Source organism: Altererythrobacter sp. KTW20L (assembly GCF_023501975.1).
In the GTDB taxonomy this organism is placed as follows: Bacteria; Pseudomonadota; Alphaproteobacteria; order Sphingomonadales; family Sphingomonadaceae; genus Alteraurantiacibacter.
This window is the reverse complement of the sequence record NZ_JAMFLH010000010.1, coordinates 77,988-94,253: the sequence shown is the minus strand read 5'-3', so window position 1 is coordinate 94,253 and position 16,266 is coordinate 77,988. Positions and strand designations below refer to the sequence as shown.

The following is a 16,266-nucleotide window of genomic DNA, read 5'->3' as shown; positions in this document are numbered from 1 at the left end:
CTAAGCCTCCTCACCCTGCCCCCGTCAGTCGGTCTGGAACGTGACCGGCGTGCTGGTCGGTCCCAGTTCGGGCAGCCTGGTCATTTCGAGCGGTCCGTCAAGCGCCATGCCGGTGGTCCGCTGGAGCAGTTCTTCCAGGAAGATGCGCATCTCCAGGCGGACCAGCCCCGCGCCCGCACACTGGTGCGCGCCGCGCCCGAACCCGAGGTGCTGGCGGATGTTCTCGCGGTCGAAGCGGAAGCTGTGGGGGTCGTCGAACACCTCGTCGTCGCGGTTGGCCGAGGCATAGACCATGGTCACCGGATCGTCCTTGGGGATCGTCCGGCCGTGCAGTTCGACATCGCGCGTGGTGGTGCGGGCAAAGCCGCGATAGGGCGAGTAGAGCCGGATGAACTCCTCCACCGCCGCCGGGATCCGGGCGGGATTTTCCCGCAGGTACTGCTGCAGGTCCGGGTGGCGGATCAGGTGGATCACGATCGCCCCGAACAGCGGCGGCGGAGCCATCAGTCCCACCACCAGCACCTGGCGGATGGTCTCGATCACATAGTCCGGCGGGATCGGGCCGGACGGGGTCTCCTCCGCCAGCAGGGCCGAGGCCGGATCGCTTTCAACAGGCCGCGGATGGCGTTGGCGATCCTCCACCACCTCGCGTGCCACGGCATAGAGCTGGCCGCTGGTCCGGGCCACATCGTCCATGTTCTCGTTGCGCCAGGCGACATTGTAGAGCCGGGCGACATCGGCCAGGAGCACCGCGTTGGATGGTTCCAGGTTGAGCCACTCGACCTCGATCCAGGCCGGATAGATGGTGGCAAAATCGCTCGACACATCGCCCCGCCCGGCACCGATCATCCGCTCCAGTTCACGCGACGCATGGGCGCGCAAGCGCGGTTCCAGCGCAGCGATGCGCGAGTTGCGCAAGGTCCGGTCGAGCGCACGGCGGAACGGGGTATGCTCGGGCGGATCCTTGCCCAGCGGCGGCCGCCGCTTGCCGAGCGACATGTTGGGAATGACATTGATCTTCGAGGTGATGAAGGTCTCGTTGTCGGTCACGGCCGCCACGATATCGGCATGCCGGGTCAGCGCCCAGAACCCGCCGTGGGCGCTGGAATGGGCCACGGGGCACTGTGCGCGCATCCGCTCGTACTCGACATGCGGGCTGTCGAACGTCTCTTCTACATGCGGATCGAAATCGTCCGGTACAACGGACGCTGGCCCAGTCGCTGGCCCAGTCGCTGGCCCAGTCGCTGGCCCAGTCGCTGGCCCAGTCGCTGGCCCAGTCGCTGGCCCAGTCGCTGGCCCAGTCGCCTCGTCGGTCACGCAAGTCCCCTCAAAAGCAATCTGCAGGCAAAGATGCAGCCTGCCTGCAAGCGCTTACAGTCTTGCTGAGGGCGGCGCAAGGGGGCGAAAGGCGGTAGCGGACAACCAAAAGTCGCCATTCTCAATCCGTTGGCATCACTGCAAGATCAAGGCTCGACGCACCCGGATGTAAGCGCTATCACCCCGCCATTCAGCGGATTTGGGTAAGGCATGGCAGCTTCATCATTATTGATCCTCGCCATATTGATCCTCGCCATCGCGGTAACCTGTGCCGTGCTGCGCCTGGTGGTGCGGCGGCAGTTGCGCGACCTCAAATGACCGACAGCCAGACGACAAGAACCACCCCCTCCCTGCGGGGCACGATCCTGCTGCTAGGGGCCGTTGCCGCGCTGGGATCGCTCGCCACGCAATTGCTGGTCCCGGCCCTGCCCTCGATCGCGGGCGAGCTGGGCGTGGGCGTCGCATCGGCGCAACTGGTCGTGGGAGTATTCCTTATCGGCCTTGGAGCGGGGCAGTTGCTGGTGGGGCCCCTGGCCGACCGGATGGAGCGACGCCGACTGCTGCAGCTCGGCCTGCTGATCTATACGGCGGCAAGCCTGCTGGGCCTGGTGGCCGAAAGCCTCGGCGTGCTGCTGCTGGCACGCCTGGGTCAGGCGGTAGGCGCGGCTGCAGGCCTGGTTACCGCGCGTGTCCTGCTCAACACCATGGTTCCGCCGGAAAGGGCCGTGGCGGCGCAGGCTGCACTTATGACTGTTGTGCTGGTATCGCCCGCCATTGCGCCCGTAATCGGCGGGCTCGTCACCGAATGGTTCGGCTGGCGGGCGATCATGGGCGGGCTGGCTCTGGCCGGGATTGTGGCAGTGCTGGTGGTCTCGCGCAGGATCCCCCGCGCCGGACCGGCTGCGGACCTCCCCGATCGTCCGACGCTGCGGGTGGCCTATCGCCGGGTGCTGGCGAACCGCCGGTTCCTGGCCGCGACCTCCGCCATGGCGTTCGCCAGCGCCAGCCTCTACGTGTTTCTTGGCTCGGCCCCGTTCCTGCTGGAACGAAGCTATGGCCTGACCCCGCGCGAGACGGGCATGTGCCTGCTGCTGGTCGCCTGTGCCAGCATCGCTGGAACCAGAGTGGTCGGACTGGTCCAGCGGCGGACCGACGCACTGCTGGTCTCGACCGTGCTCGGTGTCCTGGCGGCGGCGACGCTGTTGTCGCTGTCGTGGCGGGGCAATCCCGATCTGCCGCTGGTGCTTGCGCCACTTGTTCTGCTGGGACTGACCGCAGGACTGACCGGCCCAACGGCGATCAGCCATATCCTGGCCAGCGAACCCGGGCTGGAAGGCACGGCAAGCAGCCTGGCGGGCGCGCTGCAAATGTTGGCCAGCGCATTCCTCGCATGGATGCTCGGTCCCTATGCCGCCGAAACTGCCATGCACCTTGGTCTGTCGCTGACTCCCTTGACGGGCGCAGCCCTGCTCGCGGCAATCGCGTTGCGCAAATCCTGAGAAGCACTTCTGCAAGCGCTTGCGCAATGCCGATGCAAGCGCTATCAGCGCCACAAAAGGGGGGTCTGATCGCCCCTGACAGGGAGGAACCATCAGATGAACAGTCGCAAATTTTCCGCAAGTGCCTTGGCCGTCCTGCTGTGCGGTACCGCCATGCCCGTCGTGGCCCAGGACTCAGCGCCCGAAGGCGGGCTCGACCAGATCCTCGTCACTGCCGAGCGGCGCGAACAGAACCTGCAGGACGTGCCCGTCTCTGCCACGGTCCTGTCGGGCGAGCAGCTGACCCAGCGCGGTGTGGTCACTCTCAACGACATCCAGCAGGTCGCCCCGTCGATCGCGATCAACACCTTCAACCGTTCGACCTATATCAACATCCGCGGCGTTGGCATCGCCCAGTCGGCTCCCACTTCGAACCCTGGCGTCGCCTACTACATCGACGGTCAGCTGATCCCGCACGAACAGTTCATCGGCCACAGCTTCTACGATATCGGCACGATCGAAGTGCTGCGCGGCCCGCAGGGGACGCTGAGCGGACAGAATTCCACCGGCGGCGCGATCTATGTCCGCTCGCCCGCACCACAGTTCGACACCACGTCGTTCGGCGGCGATTTCACCGTGGGCAACTACAACCGCTACCGCGCTGTACTGACTGCCAATATCGGCGCAGAGAACGTGGCCCTGCGCCTTGCCTATGTGCATGACGAGCGCGACAGCTTCACCGACAACATTGCCGCCAACGCGCAGAGCCAGCCCGGCAACATGAACCTCGATGCAGTGCGCGCCAACCTGGCGCTGCAGACATCGGACGGACGCGGCACGATCAATCTGCGCGGCGAATGGTTCGACATGCAGAGTGACAACAATGCCGTGAAACGCCGTGGTGACACGGTCAGCACCGATCCTTTCGAGATCCAGGAAGATGCGCTGTCGTTCCTCAACCAGCGCGGCTACCGCCTGTCCGCCGAAGTGAACTACGAAATGTCGGACAGCGTCGGCGCACGCGCGCTGGTGTCGTTCCAGGACGGCTATACCCGCGACCAGACCGATGGCGATCGCACGGCAACCGCAGTGGGCGTACCCGCCAACCTGCCGACCAGCGGCGCGAATACCCGCACCTTCCCCGGCCGCGTAAGCATCGGCGATACAGTGTTCGAAACCTTCATCGCCGAATTCAACCTGCTGTCGCTGGGTACCGGCCCGCTGCAATGGGTCGTCGGTGCGTTCATGCTGGACGAAGATGTCCCCGTCACCCTGCTGCGCGACAACCGCAACACCACCGATTTTGTCGTATCGAACAGCGACATCATCGCCGAAGCGGTGAACACCTCCTATTCGGTGTTCGGTCAGGCTAACTATTTCCTCAATGACAACCTCGAAGTGCTGGTCGGTGGCCGGTACAGCTGGGACAAGCAGGTCTATACGCGCTTCGCAGTCCCCGGCCCGCCTGTCGCCCTGCCACTGACCAGCGCCGCCACTTCGGAGAAGCTGACAGGCAAGCTGGGCCTCAACTACCACTTCGACAACAACGGCATGGTCTATGTCTCGGCTTCGCGCGGGTACAAGGCTGGCGGTGTGAACCTGACGCCCAACACCCCCGACTTCCTGCCGGAACAGAACACGGTCTATGAGGCCGGCTTCAAGACTGAAATCCTCGATCGCCACCTGCGCCTTAACGGTGCGGTGTTCATGTCGGAATACGAGGACATCCAGCTCTCCAGCCTGGTCGGCGGCCTGCCGGTTACCCAGAACGCGCTGGCGGGCGAATCCATCGGCGCGGAACTGGAAGCGACTGCCCAGTTCGGCGGGTTCCAGGCCAATTTCGGGGTCGGCTACCTCGATGCCACCTTCTCCAACTCGGCCTGTATCTCTGATACCAACCTGCCCGGCACCGATGTCGGCTGCCCGACCAACCTGCGCTTCGTTCCCGAAGGCGCGACGCTGCCGTTCTCGCCCGAATGGACGATCAACGCCGGTGTCCAGTACACCTTCATGCTGGGCAATGTGGACGTAACCCCGCGGGTCCAGTGGTCGCACCTGTCCAGCCAGATCGCCACGCCGTTCCCTTCGGCCAATACGATCGTGCCCGGGCGTGACCTGTTCGATGCCCGCATCACTTTCGACCTGGGCGAGAGCTACAAGCTGGAAGCCTTTGCCAACAACATTACCAACAAGACCTATATCGCCTCGCAGATCCAGAACAGCTCGAGCGCCGATGGCGGCATCATCTATGGTGCGCCGCGGACGATCGGCTTGCGCGTAAAGGTTGAATTCGGCGGCTGATGAAATCCGGTTCCTCCCTCCCGGCGCCTCGCAAGGGCAAGCGGGTCCTGCTGCTGGCAGCGGGCCTGCTTTGCGGGGCGCTGGGATTTTCCGGGCTGGCCGGGGCGGAGGGGCCTGCAGACGATCGCTGGTGGGGTCCGGGCGAAGACCGGACCTGGCCCGAAGTGCTCGACTATCCCAACGCCAACGGTATCTTGCGCACGCTGATTACCGGCGGCCCGGTGCAGACCAAGGGGCACCCGTTCTTTGAACCGATGGGCCCCAATGGCCGGGCCTGTATCTCATGCCACCAGCCCGCTGACGCCATGAGCCTGGCGGTCGAGACTATCCAGGAGCGCTGGCGGGTAACAAACGGCACGGACCCGATCTTTGCCGCCTACGACGGGTCAAACTGCCCCGTGCTGCCGCAGGGCGAGGCAGCGTCCCATTCGATGCTGCTCGAGCACGGCCTGTTCCGCATCGAGCGGCCCTGGCCGATTACGGAATACGAAGGGCGCGCCGTCACTCCCGATTTCACCATCGAGGTCGTGCGCGATCCCCATGGCTGCAACAGCGGCGTGCAATATGGCCCGGAAAACGGCCGCATCTCGGTTTATCGCCGCCCCAGGCCGCTGGCCAACCTCAAGTACCTACTGGCCGTCGGCTTTGCCTATGATCCCAAGCAGGGTCTGACCCTGCCGCGCGATCCGGATACCGGCGAATACCTGTCGGGCAACCTGATGTCGGACAACCGCGCGGTCAACCTGCGGCTACAGATGGAAGATGCCGCCAGCACCCATGGCGAGATGATCGACCGCCTGTCGCCCGCCGCCATCCAGGCCATCACCGCCTTCAACCTGAGCGTGTTCACCGCCCAACAGGTGGGCGCGCATGGCACCGCACTCGACAGCCTTGGCGCAACCGGCGGCCCGGCCACCCTGCGCGATAGCGAGGCAGGCGCGCTCGGCTCCATCGGGGTGCCGGTGTTCAGCGAATTCGCCGTATGGGAGACCATTGCGCCGGAAGAAGCCGCCCGGCTTTCGCCAGAACAGCTGGAATGGCGGCGCTCCGTCGCGCGCGGGGCGCGGGTGTTCCGCGACAAGACCTTCCTCATCACCGACAGCGCGGGCATCAATTCGCCGATGGGCTTCGGCAACCCGGTGCGCAATTCCTGCGTGTTCTGCCACAATATGACGCGCATGGGGAACGACGTGGCACCGGGTCAGGTGGATCTTGGCACCACCACCCTGCCCTTTGCCGATCCGCTGCCCGATTTCCCGCTGTTCCGCATCACCTGCACCGGGGATCCGCACCCGCATTACGGGCGAGTGATCCTGACCTATGATCCCGGCTTCGCCCTCACCAGCGGGCGCTGCGCCGATGTGGGCAAGATCACGCTGCAGAGCCTGCGCGGCCTGTCCGCCCGCGCGCCCTATTTTGCCAATGGTTCGGCCAAGGATCTGGAAGGCGTGGTCGACTATTACGAGCGGCGCTACAACATCGGCTATACCGCGCAGGAGCGGCAGGACCTCATCAACCTGATGAGCGCGCTGTGAGGCACCTGATCGCCCTTGCAGCGGCGAGCCTGCCGGTCATGTCGGCCTCGGCGGCACAGGCGGCAGACAACCAGCGGTTCATCGCCTGTCCGATCTATCGCGATGCCGATGCAGGAGCCAAGTCGGGCTGCTGGCTGGTGACCGATCCGGCAACCGGCCAACAGTGGGATGTCTCGCAATCGCCCTACAAGCCGGACTGGAACTATGCCGTGCTGGTGGAAGGCACCGCCGCAGACACGGCGGAGCGGCCTTGCGGGGCGCCGGTGCTCGATCCGGTGCGCACGTCGCGGCTGGAAACGCAGTGCCTGCGTCACATGCTGCCTGCCGAAGGCTATCCCGGCCGCCCGTTCGTCCGTCCGGCGCGCAACATCAGCCCCTTGTCCAATCCGCCCGCTCCGCCCCCCGGCCCTTACAGCGAGCGGGCCTTCACCCTGTTCTTCGAACTGGACCGCAGTTTCGTGGTCTATCAGTACGGCGACTACCTGCTTGACCAGGCGGCGCACTGGATCCGCGCGACCAACCCCCGGCGGCTGGTGGTAACCGGCTATGCCGCAAGCGAACCCGAAACCGTCTCTGGCCAGGTCATCGCCGAGCGGCCCGAAATGGCGCAGCAGCGGGCCGAGGTGGTGGCCCTGTCGCTCAGCCGCCTGTTTCCGGACATGGAAATCGAGACGCATGCAGTGACCGGTGCGCAGGTGAACGACCATCCCGATGCCGACGGCATCCCCGGCCAGTCACAGCGCCGGGTGGAAATCACCGCCCTGTTCTAGCGCCGGAACAGCGCGCCGACATCGGCGCAATCATCCAGCGCCAGTATCCTGCCTGCAAGATCCTGCGCCTCGCCCACCGACAGCGGCATGGCCGCGCGCGTTGCGCAGTCGGTGAACTTGGCGATCATCTGTGCATCGCTCAGCGGATTGTCGGCGGTGCCGCGGGCACGGTCGAGGGCAGCGTGGAACCGGCGCCCATCCTTAAGGGCAATTTCCAGCGTCCCGGCATCGCCGCGCCAAGCTTCTGCCCCGGCCGGCTGGTGGAATTCCACCTTACGCGCCAGCGCCAGGACTGCCGGATCGCGCAAGTGGTCCAGTCCAAAACTGTCAAGTCCGATGCTCCGGTTGACGAGGGCCGAAGCGGTGCAGAACGGGATGGAGAACTTGGCATCGATAGCCACAGCGGGGGCAGCCTTGCGTACGGCGGGCTCCACCAGCATCCGCTGCATCGGCCCCAGCCCCACCCTGACCTGATTGATCTCGCCGACAGCAAATCCGTGTTCCGCCACCAATGCCAATGCCATCTCGATAAAGGGGTGCGTGCCCCGACAACTGGGCCAGGGCTTGAAAGTCAGGTGTTCGATCCAGAAGCTGTCGCCAAGCGGCGCGAGCAGCACCTCACGGTCGAACTTTCCGCCGGCGTAGAGCGCATAGAAGCCTCCCTTGCCCTCCAGCGGTTGCTCGAACCCGGCCAGCCCCTGCTGTGCCAGCAGCGCCGCCTGGACCGCCGCCTGGGCAGGAAAGGCCTCGCGGACAGCGCGGATCACGGTGCGGGCGGAATACTTGATCTCGCCCGGCATGGTCACCTGGCACAGGCTCAGCGATAGGGCATCGGCCATCTGCCGCGCGTCCAGCCCGAGCAGGTGCGCGGCGCCAAGGGCAGCCCCGTGGCCAGCAAGGATGGGCGGAGGATACCAGCCCCCCACTTCCATCTTTTGCTGCAGGGCAAGGCCCATGCGGCAGGCCATGTCGCATCCCGCAACCATCGCGGCGAGGAAGCGCGGCCCGCTTACCGGTCCACGAAACTGGGACAGGGCAATCAGCGCAGGAACAAGACTGGCGTTGGGATGGCCGGGGGCTAGATCGAAGGCGTCTTCATAGTCCAGCGCATGGGCCATTGCCCCGTTGGCCAAGGCTGCCATGACCGGCGATGCGCCATAGCCTGTCCCAAGCACGCTGCACGCCCCATCGCCCATGGCGCGGGCGAGGCTGACAAAACCATCCACCTCGCGCACCATGCCGCTGGCCCCCAGCATGACACCGGTCGCATCGAGCAGGACCCGCTTCGCCGCATGGACCGTCCCGGGGCTCAAGCCGTCATGGTCGAGCCTGGCATAGAGCCCGGCCAGTTGCATCGTCACATCGTCTTGCGTCTCGGATTTACCCATGGGGACCGCTCTCCTTGCACAGTGGCAATATGGCTCCGCTCCAACCCTTGCAAGCGCTTACACGTCGCACCGCAGGCAAATCGCCTGCTGGACGGGCGCTTCGCCTGCGGTATTGTTCGCTGCGATAATGATAGAGCCTCGGGAGGGTGAAGCGATGAATCCGGCATACAAGGGTGCCTTGTCGGGCGCGGCAGTCCTGGCCTGCGGTGCATCGCTGCTGGCCATGGCGCAAGGCCCGTCCACGCCAGCACCGGTGGCCGACCCCGCCGCACAATGCGCTTCCATGGCGCAACTGGTGCGGCCCGGCGTCGAAGTGATCCGTGCCGAACTTGTGCCCACAGGCCCCGCACCCGCCCCGCCCGGAGCCTCGCCCGCCATCCTGCCCGAACACTGCCTGGTAAGCGGCGCGATCGACCGGCGGATCGGTGCGGGCGGACGCGAATTCGCCATCGGTTTCGAACTGCGCCTGCCTGCGGAATGGAACGGGCGGTTCCTGTTCCAGGGCGGCGGCGGGCTTGATGGCGTGGTCCAGGCGGCGGTCGGCAACATTGCCAATTCGTCCGGCCGGCCCGCACTTGCCCGCGGGTTCGCCGTGGTCTCGACCGACAGCGGGCATGCTGGCTCGATCGTCGATGCGACCTTCGGCCTCGATCAGCAGGCCCGCACCGATTACGCCTACAACGCGCTCGACAAGGTGACCGACGAGGCGAAGCGGCTGGTGAGCGTGTTCTATGGCACCGCACCAGACTATTCCTATTTCGTCGGCTGTTCCAACGGTGGCCGCCAGGCGCTGGTGGCCTCGCAGCGGCTGCCGCTGGAATACGATGGCATCGTTGCAGGCGATCCGGCGATGAGCTTCTCACGCCTGGCGCTGGGCCAGGTCTGGAGCATGTCGGTCGTCGCCCGCATCGCCCCGCGCGATGCCGATGGCCGGCCGGTCTATTCCCGCGCCTTCACCGACACTGACCTGCAACTGGTGCGCAGTGCAGTGCTGGACCAATGCGATGCGCTGGATGGCCTGGCCGATGGCATGATCAACGACTGGCAGGGCTGTTCCTTCCACCCGCGCCAGCTGCAATGCAGCGCCGCCAAGACCGATAGCTGCCTGAGCGAAGGCCAGGTGGGCGTGCTGGATGACTTGATGCAGGGTCCGCGCACGGCTGGGGGCCAGCACATCTACGGCCCGTTCACCTTTGACACCGGCATTGCGTCCAGCGCCTGGCGCGGGATGCGGCTGGGCACCAGCGAGACCGGCCAGCCCAATTCGGCCGACAGTTCGCTCGGCCTCGGCCAGTTCCGCTATCTCCAGCTCACCCCGCCCGATCCGGACTGGGACCCGCTCGCGCCCTATGACCTAGATGACATGCTCGACCGGATCCGCCACCAGGGTGGCATGGGCGATGGGGACAGCCCTTTCCTGTCCACCTTCGTACTGGGCGGCAAGATGATCGTTTATAACGGCATGTCGGACCAGGGCATGGCCACTCCGCACATCGCCCGCTGGTATGAGGACATGCTGGAAGCCACCGGACCCGGCGCGGCAGAGGCGGTCAAGCTGTTCACCGTGCCCGGCATGCTCCACTGCAATGGCGGCGAGGCGACCGACCGGTTCGAGATGCTCGATGCCATTGTCGGCTGGGTAGAACGCGGCGAAGCGCCCGAACGGATCGTGGCAACCGGCGCGGCGATGCCCGGCATGTCGCGCCCGCTCTGCCCCTATCCGGCAGTGGCCCGCTATACCGGCGGTGATCCGGCCGATGCGGCAAGCTTCAGCTGCCGGGTGTGATGGCTGGCGGCGCGGCGGCTTTCAACTGGCGGCTGTAGAACCACCCGATCCCGATCAGGCTGAAGCCCAGCGCCACGAAGCTGGCGATCCGCGCAAGGCCCTCAAGATCGGCGGCATCGACCAGGAACACCTTGAGCACGGCCAGCAGCATCAGCACTAGCGAACCAAGCCGCCAGTTGCGCAAGCCCTGCTTCGCGCCCCACCACAGGAAGCCGATGGCCAGCACGATGCCGGTCAGCGAGCGCAACAGGTCCTCGGTCTGGCCCATCGGCACGGCTCGCAGCAGCGAGCCGGAGAACACCTGCCGCAGCAGGCTGATCGCCAGCAGGGTAACAAGCAGCATCACCGCCGCGTCGATCAGCAGGGCAGGCCGCGCTGCTGCCGGGCCGAGCTTTGCCCGCCACCACAGCAGCGCGGCAATCGGCAGACCATAGGCTGGCAGCAACAGGTTGGCGACCGGCGCGGGGCCGACTGCCTGGGCATCGAACAGCGGGTTGTGCAGCAGCAGGGTGAACACCAGCCAGTGCAGCGCAGCAAGCATGGCCAGCGCGGCTGCGAAGGGTGCCTCTGCGGCAAACCGCTGGCGCAGGCTCCATGCCGCGAAGGCGAGACCAGCCAGCAGGACCTGCCATACCGTCCGCTCTGCCAGGCCGAGGCTCGTGAAGTCCGCGAAATCAGCCAGGCCGAACACCTGCTTGAAAACGATATGCACCGGCACGACCATGGCCAGCGCTGGCAACAACGGCAGGCCCTCTTTCACCTTGTCCAGCCGGTCCGCATTGGCCCAAAGCAGAACGGCCAGCGCCGCTGGGAAAGGCAGCAGGTAGAGCGCGGTCTCCCGCACGCCGGGAAGCCGGGTCGCCAGCACCGGATCGCCCGCCAGCCCCGGGAAGGCGCCCATCAGCCATTCCACGCCGGGAGCCAGGGCCCATAGGCCTGCAATGACGGCAAATGCCACCTGCGCCGCGCGCCGTTCACGCAGGGCAAGGGCGCAGGCCATGGCAGCCACGGCGGCAAGCCAGGCCAGCGGTTCGGACGGCAGGACTTGTGCGGCCAGACCATAGGCGAACCACGCGGCCAGCACTTCGGCCACACGGGTCCAACCGCGGCGGTGCTCGCGCCATGACAGGCCTGCGAAGAAGGCAGCCACGGCGGCCCAGCGCAGGACCGCAAACACATCGCCCGTGCCAGCTTCGAAACCCGCCAGCCTACCAAATTCGACAAGGGCGTCGCCAGTGAGGATGTGCAGCACGAAGACAGCGGAAGCCCCGATCCACGCCATGCCCTGCAGGCCGTCATCGCGGCGGTCCCGTACCAGCAACAGCATGCCAGCGCCCAGCGAGCCTGCGACCAGCGGCGCGGCCCAGGCCGGCGTCAGGTATAGCCCGCCAGCCAGCAGCAGGGCCCAGGCGGTGAGGGCCAGTGCCAGCGCTTCGGGGCTCGCCCTCTCGCCGGTTGCGGGCCACAGGCGCCACAGCGCGGCGGCGGGGAACAGCGCGAGCACCAGCGCAGCCAGCCCCACGCCCCATTGCACCGTGTCGTCGAATGCGCCGAACTGCCATGCCGTGGCAGCAAACAGCCCGAGCACCACGACGCACAATTGCGCCAGGTCGAAGCGGTTGTGCCGCGCCGTCCAGGCAAGGGCCAGCGGCACACCGGCCAGGATCGCGGCAAAGCTGCCCGCCACCAGGGCGAAGGTGGACGCCTGCGGCTCCTGCCAGTCATACAGCATCAGTGGCACCAGCAGGCTGGCAAAGCCGCTCGCCCGGCGCAGCGGTTCATTGCGCCAGCCGAGCAGGGCCAGCGCGGCCGCCAAGAGCAGGAACAGGCCCCACGACAACAGGCTGTGGCCCGCCGCATTGATCAATGCGGCCAGCTGGATCGCGGCGATGGCGGCAGCGATGCTTTCCACCAGCCACTTGTGGCGGCCCATGTCAGGCATGGCCCACAGCGGCAGGGCCACGCCGAGCACCAGAAGGAACAGGCCCACGGCCAGGGTATCACCCGGGCTGCCATCCATGCCGAGCAGCAGCAGGCCCCAGCCAAGCCCGCCGCCCAGCGCTGCTAGCCCCATCCAGGCCCAGCGGCGATGGCGCGATGTCACCATCAGCCCGCCGGTCACCAGCGCAAGGTAGGTAGTGAGCAGCGGCACGTTGGCCTCGTCCCCGCCGACCAGCAATGGCGCGGCAAACCCGCCGACCAGACCCAGCACGGCACTCGGCATGCCGAAGCGGAACGACAGGGCGATTGCGGCAGCGGTCACAGCGGCGAGGCCGATAAATGCGGCGAGTGGGCCGATCAGGCCGTACATCGTCCCGGCAAGGTAGAAACTGGCATAGAGCGTGGCGATCCCCGCGCCCGCCAGCGCCTGCCGTACGCGCGGATCGGCCACCCGCTCCTCGAACCGGTAAGCCGCTTCGGCTGCTGCCAGCAGGCCAAGCCCGAAAGCAAAGCCGAGGAATACCCGCACCTCCGGCGTCAGCAGTCCGGCATCGATCGAATAGCGCACGATGAAGAAGCCCGCGACGGCCAGGGTGATCCCGCCCGCCCAGATCGGCAGCAGGCGGCCGAACAAGTCCTCGAAATCGAACCCCAGGCGGCTGGCGAAAGACATTGGAGGAAGGGCAACTTCCTCAAGCACCGCACCAGGCTCCGGCTCGGCCTTGCGGGCCATCGCGGGGCGCGGAGCGCAAAGTGATGGTGCAGGATCGGGCGTGGGTTCAGGTGCTGGCTCCGGCATCGCAACTGTCTTGGGCGTGGCGACCGCAGTTTCGCCAGGCTGCCCGGCCTGCAACTGCGCCTCTACCCGCGCGAGGCGCTGTTCCAGCCAGTCTAGGTCGCGATTGCCCTGCTGTTGCGCTTCGAGCGCGGTGACACGCTGCCACAACTGGTAGGCTACCACGCCAAGCGCGATAATCAGCAGAATTTCCACGCGGCACCCCTCCCCTATGGATGGCGGCGGTTAGACCATATCGCAAACCGTTGCGCACCCCGGCGGCACAGAACGCTGTGGGTAGTGGTCAGCCGCCACTGCCTGCAGGCCGGTCGATCACCCCGGAATCGAGCAGGGGCGCGGCATCCACGGCAGCAATGCCGAGCACGTCACCCAGCCGTTCGAGGCCTGCCAGCATCATGGCCTGCTCCCACTGCGGCAGGACGCCGAACTGCTCGGTAAAGCGCGCCTGCAGCAGGTCTGGCGCGTTTTCGATAGCCTCCCGCCCGGCAGGCGTGGCCGACAGGAGGATCCGCCGCTTGTCCTCTGCTCCGCGTTCGCGGGTGGCGAGGCCCATGGCTACAAGCCGGTCACAGATGTTGGTGATCGTCGCCTGGCTGAATTGCAGCGCGGCCGACAGGGCAGTGGGCGTGGTCTGCCCGCGATCGGCGATTTCCTGCAGCACCAGCAATTGCGACGGGGCGAGCCCGGTGGCGGCAGCCAGTTGCCGGTTGCCGAGGTCGGATGCCCGCAGGATACGCCGCAGCGCGCGCAAGGCAGGAATGGTCAGGGTTTGCTCCATGCCCCCATGTCTAGGCGGCCCGCACGCGCCCGCCAAGACCTCCTCGATACCTACCGCCGCGCCTCTTGCGGGGACCGCCCGGACGATTTGCCAACAGAGCGGAACCAAGCGCGGACTGCGCAATTATATGCTACGATTTTGGAATTAGTTTTTCCGCCCAGACACCCCGTGGGGTTGTCAAACAAGGCCAAAGCACTACATTACGCGGGCACTTCACCGAGCTAGACACAGGATCAGGGGCACAAGTTTAATCAAATGTTGGAAGGACAATCTGCCGACCAGAACGCGACCGACATTGCGGATCCTGCCTCTCGCGAGGCTGTTGGCCAACTGCGGCTCCGCGCCCCGGTTGCGGCAGACGGGCCAAGCGTCACACGGCTGATTGCCGATTGCCCGCCGCTTGATACCAATTCGGCCTATTGCAACCTGCTCCAGTGCAGCGATTTCGCCGATACATCGATCCTGGCGGAACGCGATGGCGACCTGCTGGGCTGGATATCCGGCTATCGCCCGCCTTCGGCTCCCGACACCCTGTTCATCTGGCAGGTTGCCGTGTCCGCCAAGGCGCGCGGCATGGGGTTGGCCGGGCAAATGCTCGATACACTGGTGAAGCGCCCCGGGCTGGCCGATGCCACGGCACTGACGACCACGATTACCGCCGATAACGCCGCCTCATGGGCGCTGTTCGAGGCCTTTGCCCGCCGCCACGGCGCCACGCTGACCCGCGCCCTGCGGTTCGAGCGCGATGAACACTTCGGCGGCGCGCACGACACCGAGTGGGAAGCGCGGATCGCGCCACTGCCCACCGCCTGAACCCCTTTTTCCAAAGTACAACGGAGACCCCTCCCATGACCACTTCCCCCCAGCCGAGCAATCAGGCTCCCGACACTGCGATCTATGACCGTCGCGAATCCGGCGTCCGCTCCTATTCGCGCAGCCTGCCGCGTCAGTTCAACAAGGCGCAGGGCGTATGGCTGCATGACGAGAACGGCGGCCGCTATCTCGACTTCCTGGCAGGCTGTTCCTCGCTCAACTATGGCCACAACCACCCGGTGATGAAGCGCGCCCTGCTCGACTATATCGAGGCCGATGGCGTGACACACGCGCTGGACCTGCATACCGATGCCAAGGAGGACTTCCTGCGCACCTTCGAGGAAGTGATCCTCGAGCCGCGCAAGCTCGATTACCGCGCCATGTTCACCGGTCCCACCGGCACCAATGCGGTCGAAGCCGCGATCAAGCTGGCGCGCAAGGTGACCGGGCGCGAGATGGTGATCGCCTTCACAAACGGCTTCCACGGCATGACGCTGGGCGCGCTGGCCTGCACCGGCAATGCCGGCAAGCGCAGCGGCGCGGGTGTGCCCCTCAGCCACGTAAGCCATGAGCCCTATGACGGCTATTTCGGGCCGGACGTGAATACTGCCGAACTGCTCGACCAGCGCCTGTCCGATCCGTCCAGCGGCCTTGATGCCCCGGCCGCGATCCTGCTGGAAACCGTGCAGGGCGAAGGCGGGCTCAACACCGCCAGCCCCGAATGGGTGCGCGCCATGGCCAAGATTGCCCGCAAGCACGGCGCGCTGCTGATCGTGGATGATATCCAGGCAGGCATCGGCCGGACGGGATCGTTCTTCAGCTTCGAGGACATGGGCATTGTGCCCGATATCGTCACCCTGGCAAAATCGCTGTCGGGCATGGGCCTGCCCTTTGCCCTCACCCTGTTCCGTCCGCACCTCGATGTGTGGTCGCCGGGCGAGCACAACGGCACGTTCCGTGGCAACAACCACGCCTTCGTTACCGCCACGGCATCGCTGCGCCACTTCTGGGCCAGTGACGACTTCGCCCGTGACATCAAGCGGCGCGGCGACCTGCTCGGCAAGCGGCTGGATGCAATGGCCACCGAACACGGCCTTACCACTCGTGGACGCGGCATGATGCGTGGGATTGACGTGGGTTCGGGCGAAGCGGCCGATGCCATTACCGGCGCCTGCTTCGATGCGGGCCTGATTATCGAGACCAGTGGCGCACATGGAGAAATCGTCAAGGTACTGGCCCCGCTGGTGATCGAGGACGACCTGCTCGAACAGGGCCTGACCATCCTCGAACGCGCCGTCCGCACCGAACTTGTCCCGGCCCGCGCCCCCGCCCTGGGCAAGGCCGCCTGATCCCCATTTTGGAG

11 protein-coding genes are annotated in these 16,266 nt (G+C 66.1%); 7 read left to right on the top strand and 4 right to left on the bottom strand.

Annotated features, from left to right (window positions below):
* Nucleotides 1-24: 24 nt before the first annotated feature.
* The gene (locus M3P36_RS15280) at nt 25-1,116 is read right to left on the bottom strand and encodes a cytochrome P450 (RefSeq protein WP_249703519.1); all 1,092 of its coding nucleotides are present in this window, start codon (nt 1,114-1,116) and stop codon (nt 25-27) included.
* Nucleotides 1,117-1,631: 515 nt separating this feature from the next.
* On the opposite strand from M3P36_RS15280, the gene M3P36_RS11260 reads away from it, so the two are divergent.
* The 4 genes from M3P36_RS11260 to M3P36_RS11245 all read left to right on the top strand — a co-directional run bounded on the left by M3P36_RS11260 (nt 1,632) and on the right by M3P36_RS11245 (nt 7,401).
* Nucleotides 1,632-2,816, top strand: coding sequence for an MFS transporter (locus M3P36_RS11260; protein ID WP_249703518.1), 1,185 nt, complete (start codon nt 1,632-1,634; stop codon nt 2,814-2,816).
* A 96-nt stretch (nt 2,817-2,912) separates the two neighbouring features.
* Nucleotides 2,913-5,096, top strand: a complete 2,184-nt coding sequence (locus M3P36_RS11255; RefSeq protein WP_249703515.1) for a TonB-dependent receptor — start codon at nt 2,913-2,915, stop codon at nt 5,094-5,096.
* Nucleotides 5,096-6,631 (top strand): hypothetical protein, encoded by a 1,536-nt coding sequence (locus M3P36_RS11250; protein WP_249703511.1) that lies wholly within the window; start codon nt 5,096-5,098, stop codon nt 6,629-6,631. The genes M3P36_RS11255 and M3P36_RS11250 overlap by 1 nt, the downstream gene beginning before the upstream one ends.
* A complete protein-coding gene (locus M3P36_RS11245) occupies nt 6,628-7,401 on the top strand; it encodes a hypothetical protein (RefSeq protein WP_249703508.1) in 774 nt (257 codons plus the stop codon). The genes M3P36_RS11250 and M3P36_RS11245 overlap by 4 nt, the downstream gene beginning before the upstream one ends.
* On the opposite strand, the gene M3P36_RS11240 is transcribed toward M3P36_RS11245, so the two are convergent.
* On the bottom strand, nt 7,398-8,789 hold the full coding sequence (locus tag M3P36_RS11240) for an MmgE/PrpD family protein (RefSeq protein ID WP_249703506.1): 1,392 nt from the start codon (nt 8,787-8,789) through the stop codon (nt 7,398-7,400). The genes M3P36_RS11245 and M3P36_RS11240 overlap by 4 nt on opposite strands.
* Before the next feature lie 154 nt (nt 8,790-8,943).
* Between M3P36_RS11240 and M3P36_RS11235 the strand changes: the two genes are divergently transcribed.
* A complete protein-coding gene (locus M3P36_RS11235) occupies nt 8,944-10,575 on the top strand; it encodes a tannase/feruloyl esterase family alpha/beta hydrolase (RefSeq protein ID WP_249703503.1) in 1,632 nt (543 codons plus the stop codon).
* On the opposite strand, the gene M3P36_RS11230 is transcribed toward M3P36_RS11235, so the two are convergent.
* A complete protein-coding gene (locus tag M3P36_RS11230) occupies nt 10,559-13,507 on the bottom strand; it encodes a DUF2339 domain-containing protein (RefSeq protein WP_249703501.1) in 2,949 nt (982 codons plus the stop codon). The two genes, M3P36_RS11235 and M3P36_RS11230, sit on opposite strands and share 17 nt — an antisense overlap.
* An 88-nt stretch (nt 13,508-13,595) precedes the next feature.
* Nucleotides 13,596-14,090, bottom strand: a complete 495-nt coding sequence (locus M3P36_RS11225; protein WP_249703499.1) for a MarR family winged helix-turn-helix transcriptional regulator — start codon at nt 14,088-14,090, stop codon at nt 13,596-13,598.
* A 255-nt stretch (nt 14,091-14,345) separates the two neighbouring features.
* Between M3P36_RS11225 and ectA the strand changes: the two genes are divergently transcribed.
* Complete coding sequence (ectA, locus tag M3P36_RS11220; RefSeq protein ID WP_249703497.1) at nt 14,346-14,903, top strand: diaminobutyrate acetyltransferase; 558 nt, start codon at nt 14,346-14,348, stop codon at nt 14,901-14,903.
* A gap of 35 nt (nt 14,904-14,938) precedes the next feature.
* Nucleotides 14,939-16,252 (top strand): diaminobutyrate--2-oxoglutarate transaminase, encoded by a 1,314-nt coding sequence (gene ectB / locus M3P36_RS11215; RefSeq protein WP_249703493.1) that lies wholly within the window; start codon nt 14,939-14,941, stop codon nt 16,250-16,252.
* Nucleotides 16,253-16,266: the final 14 nt, after the last annotated feature.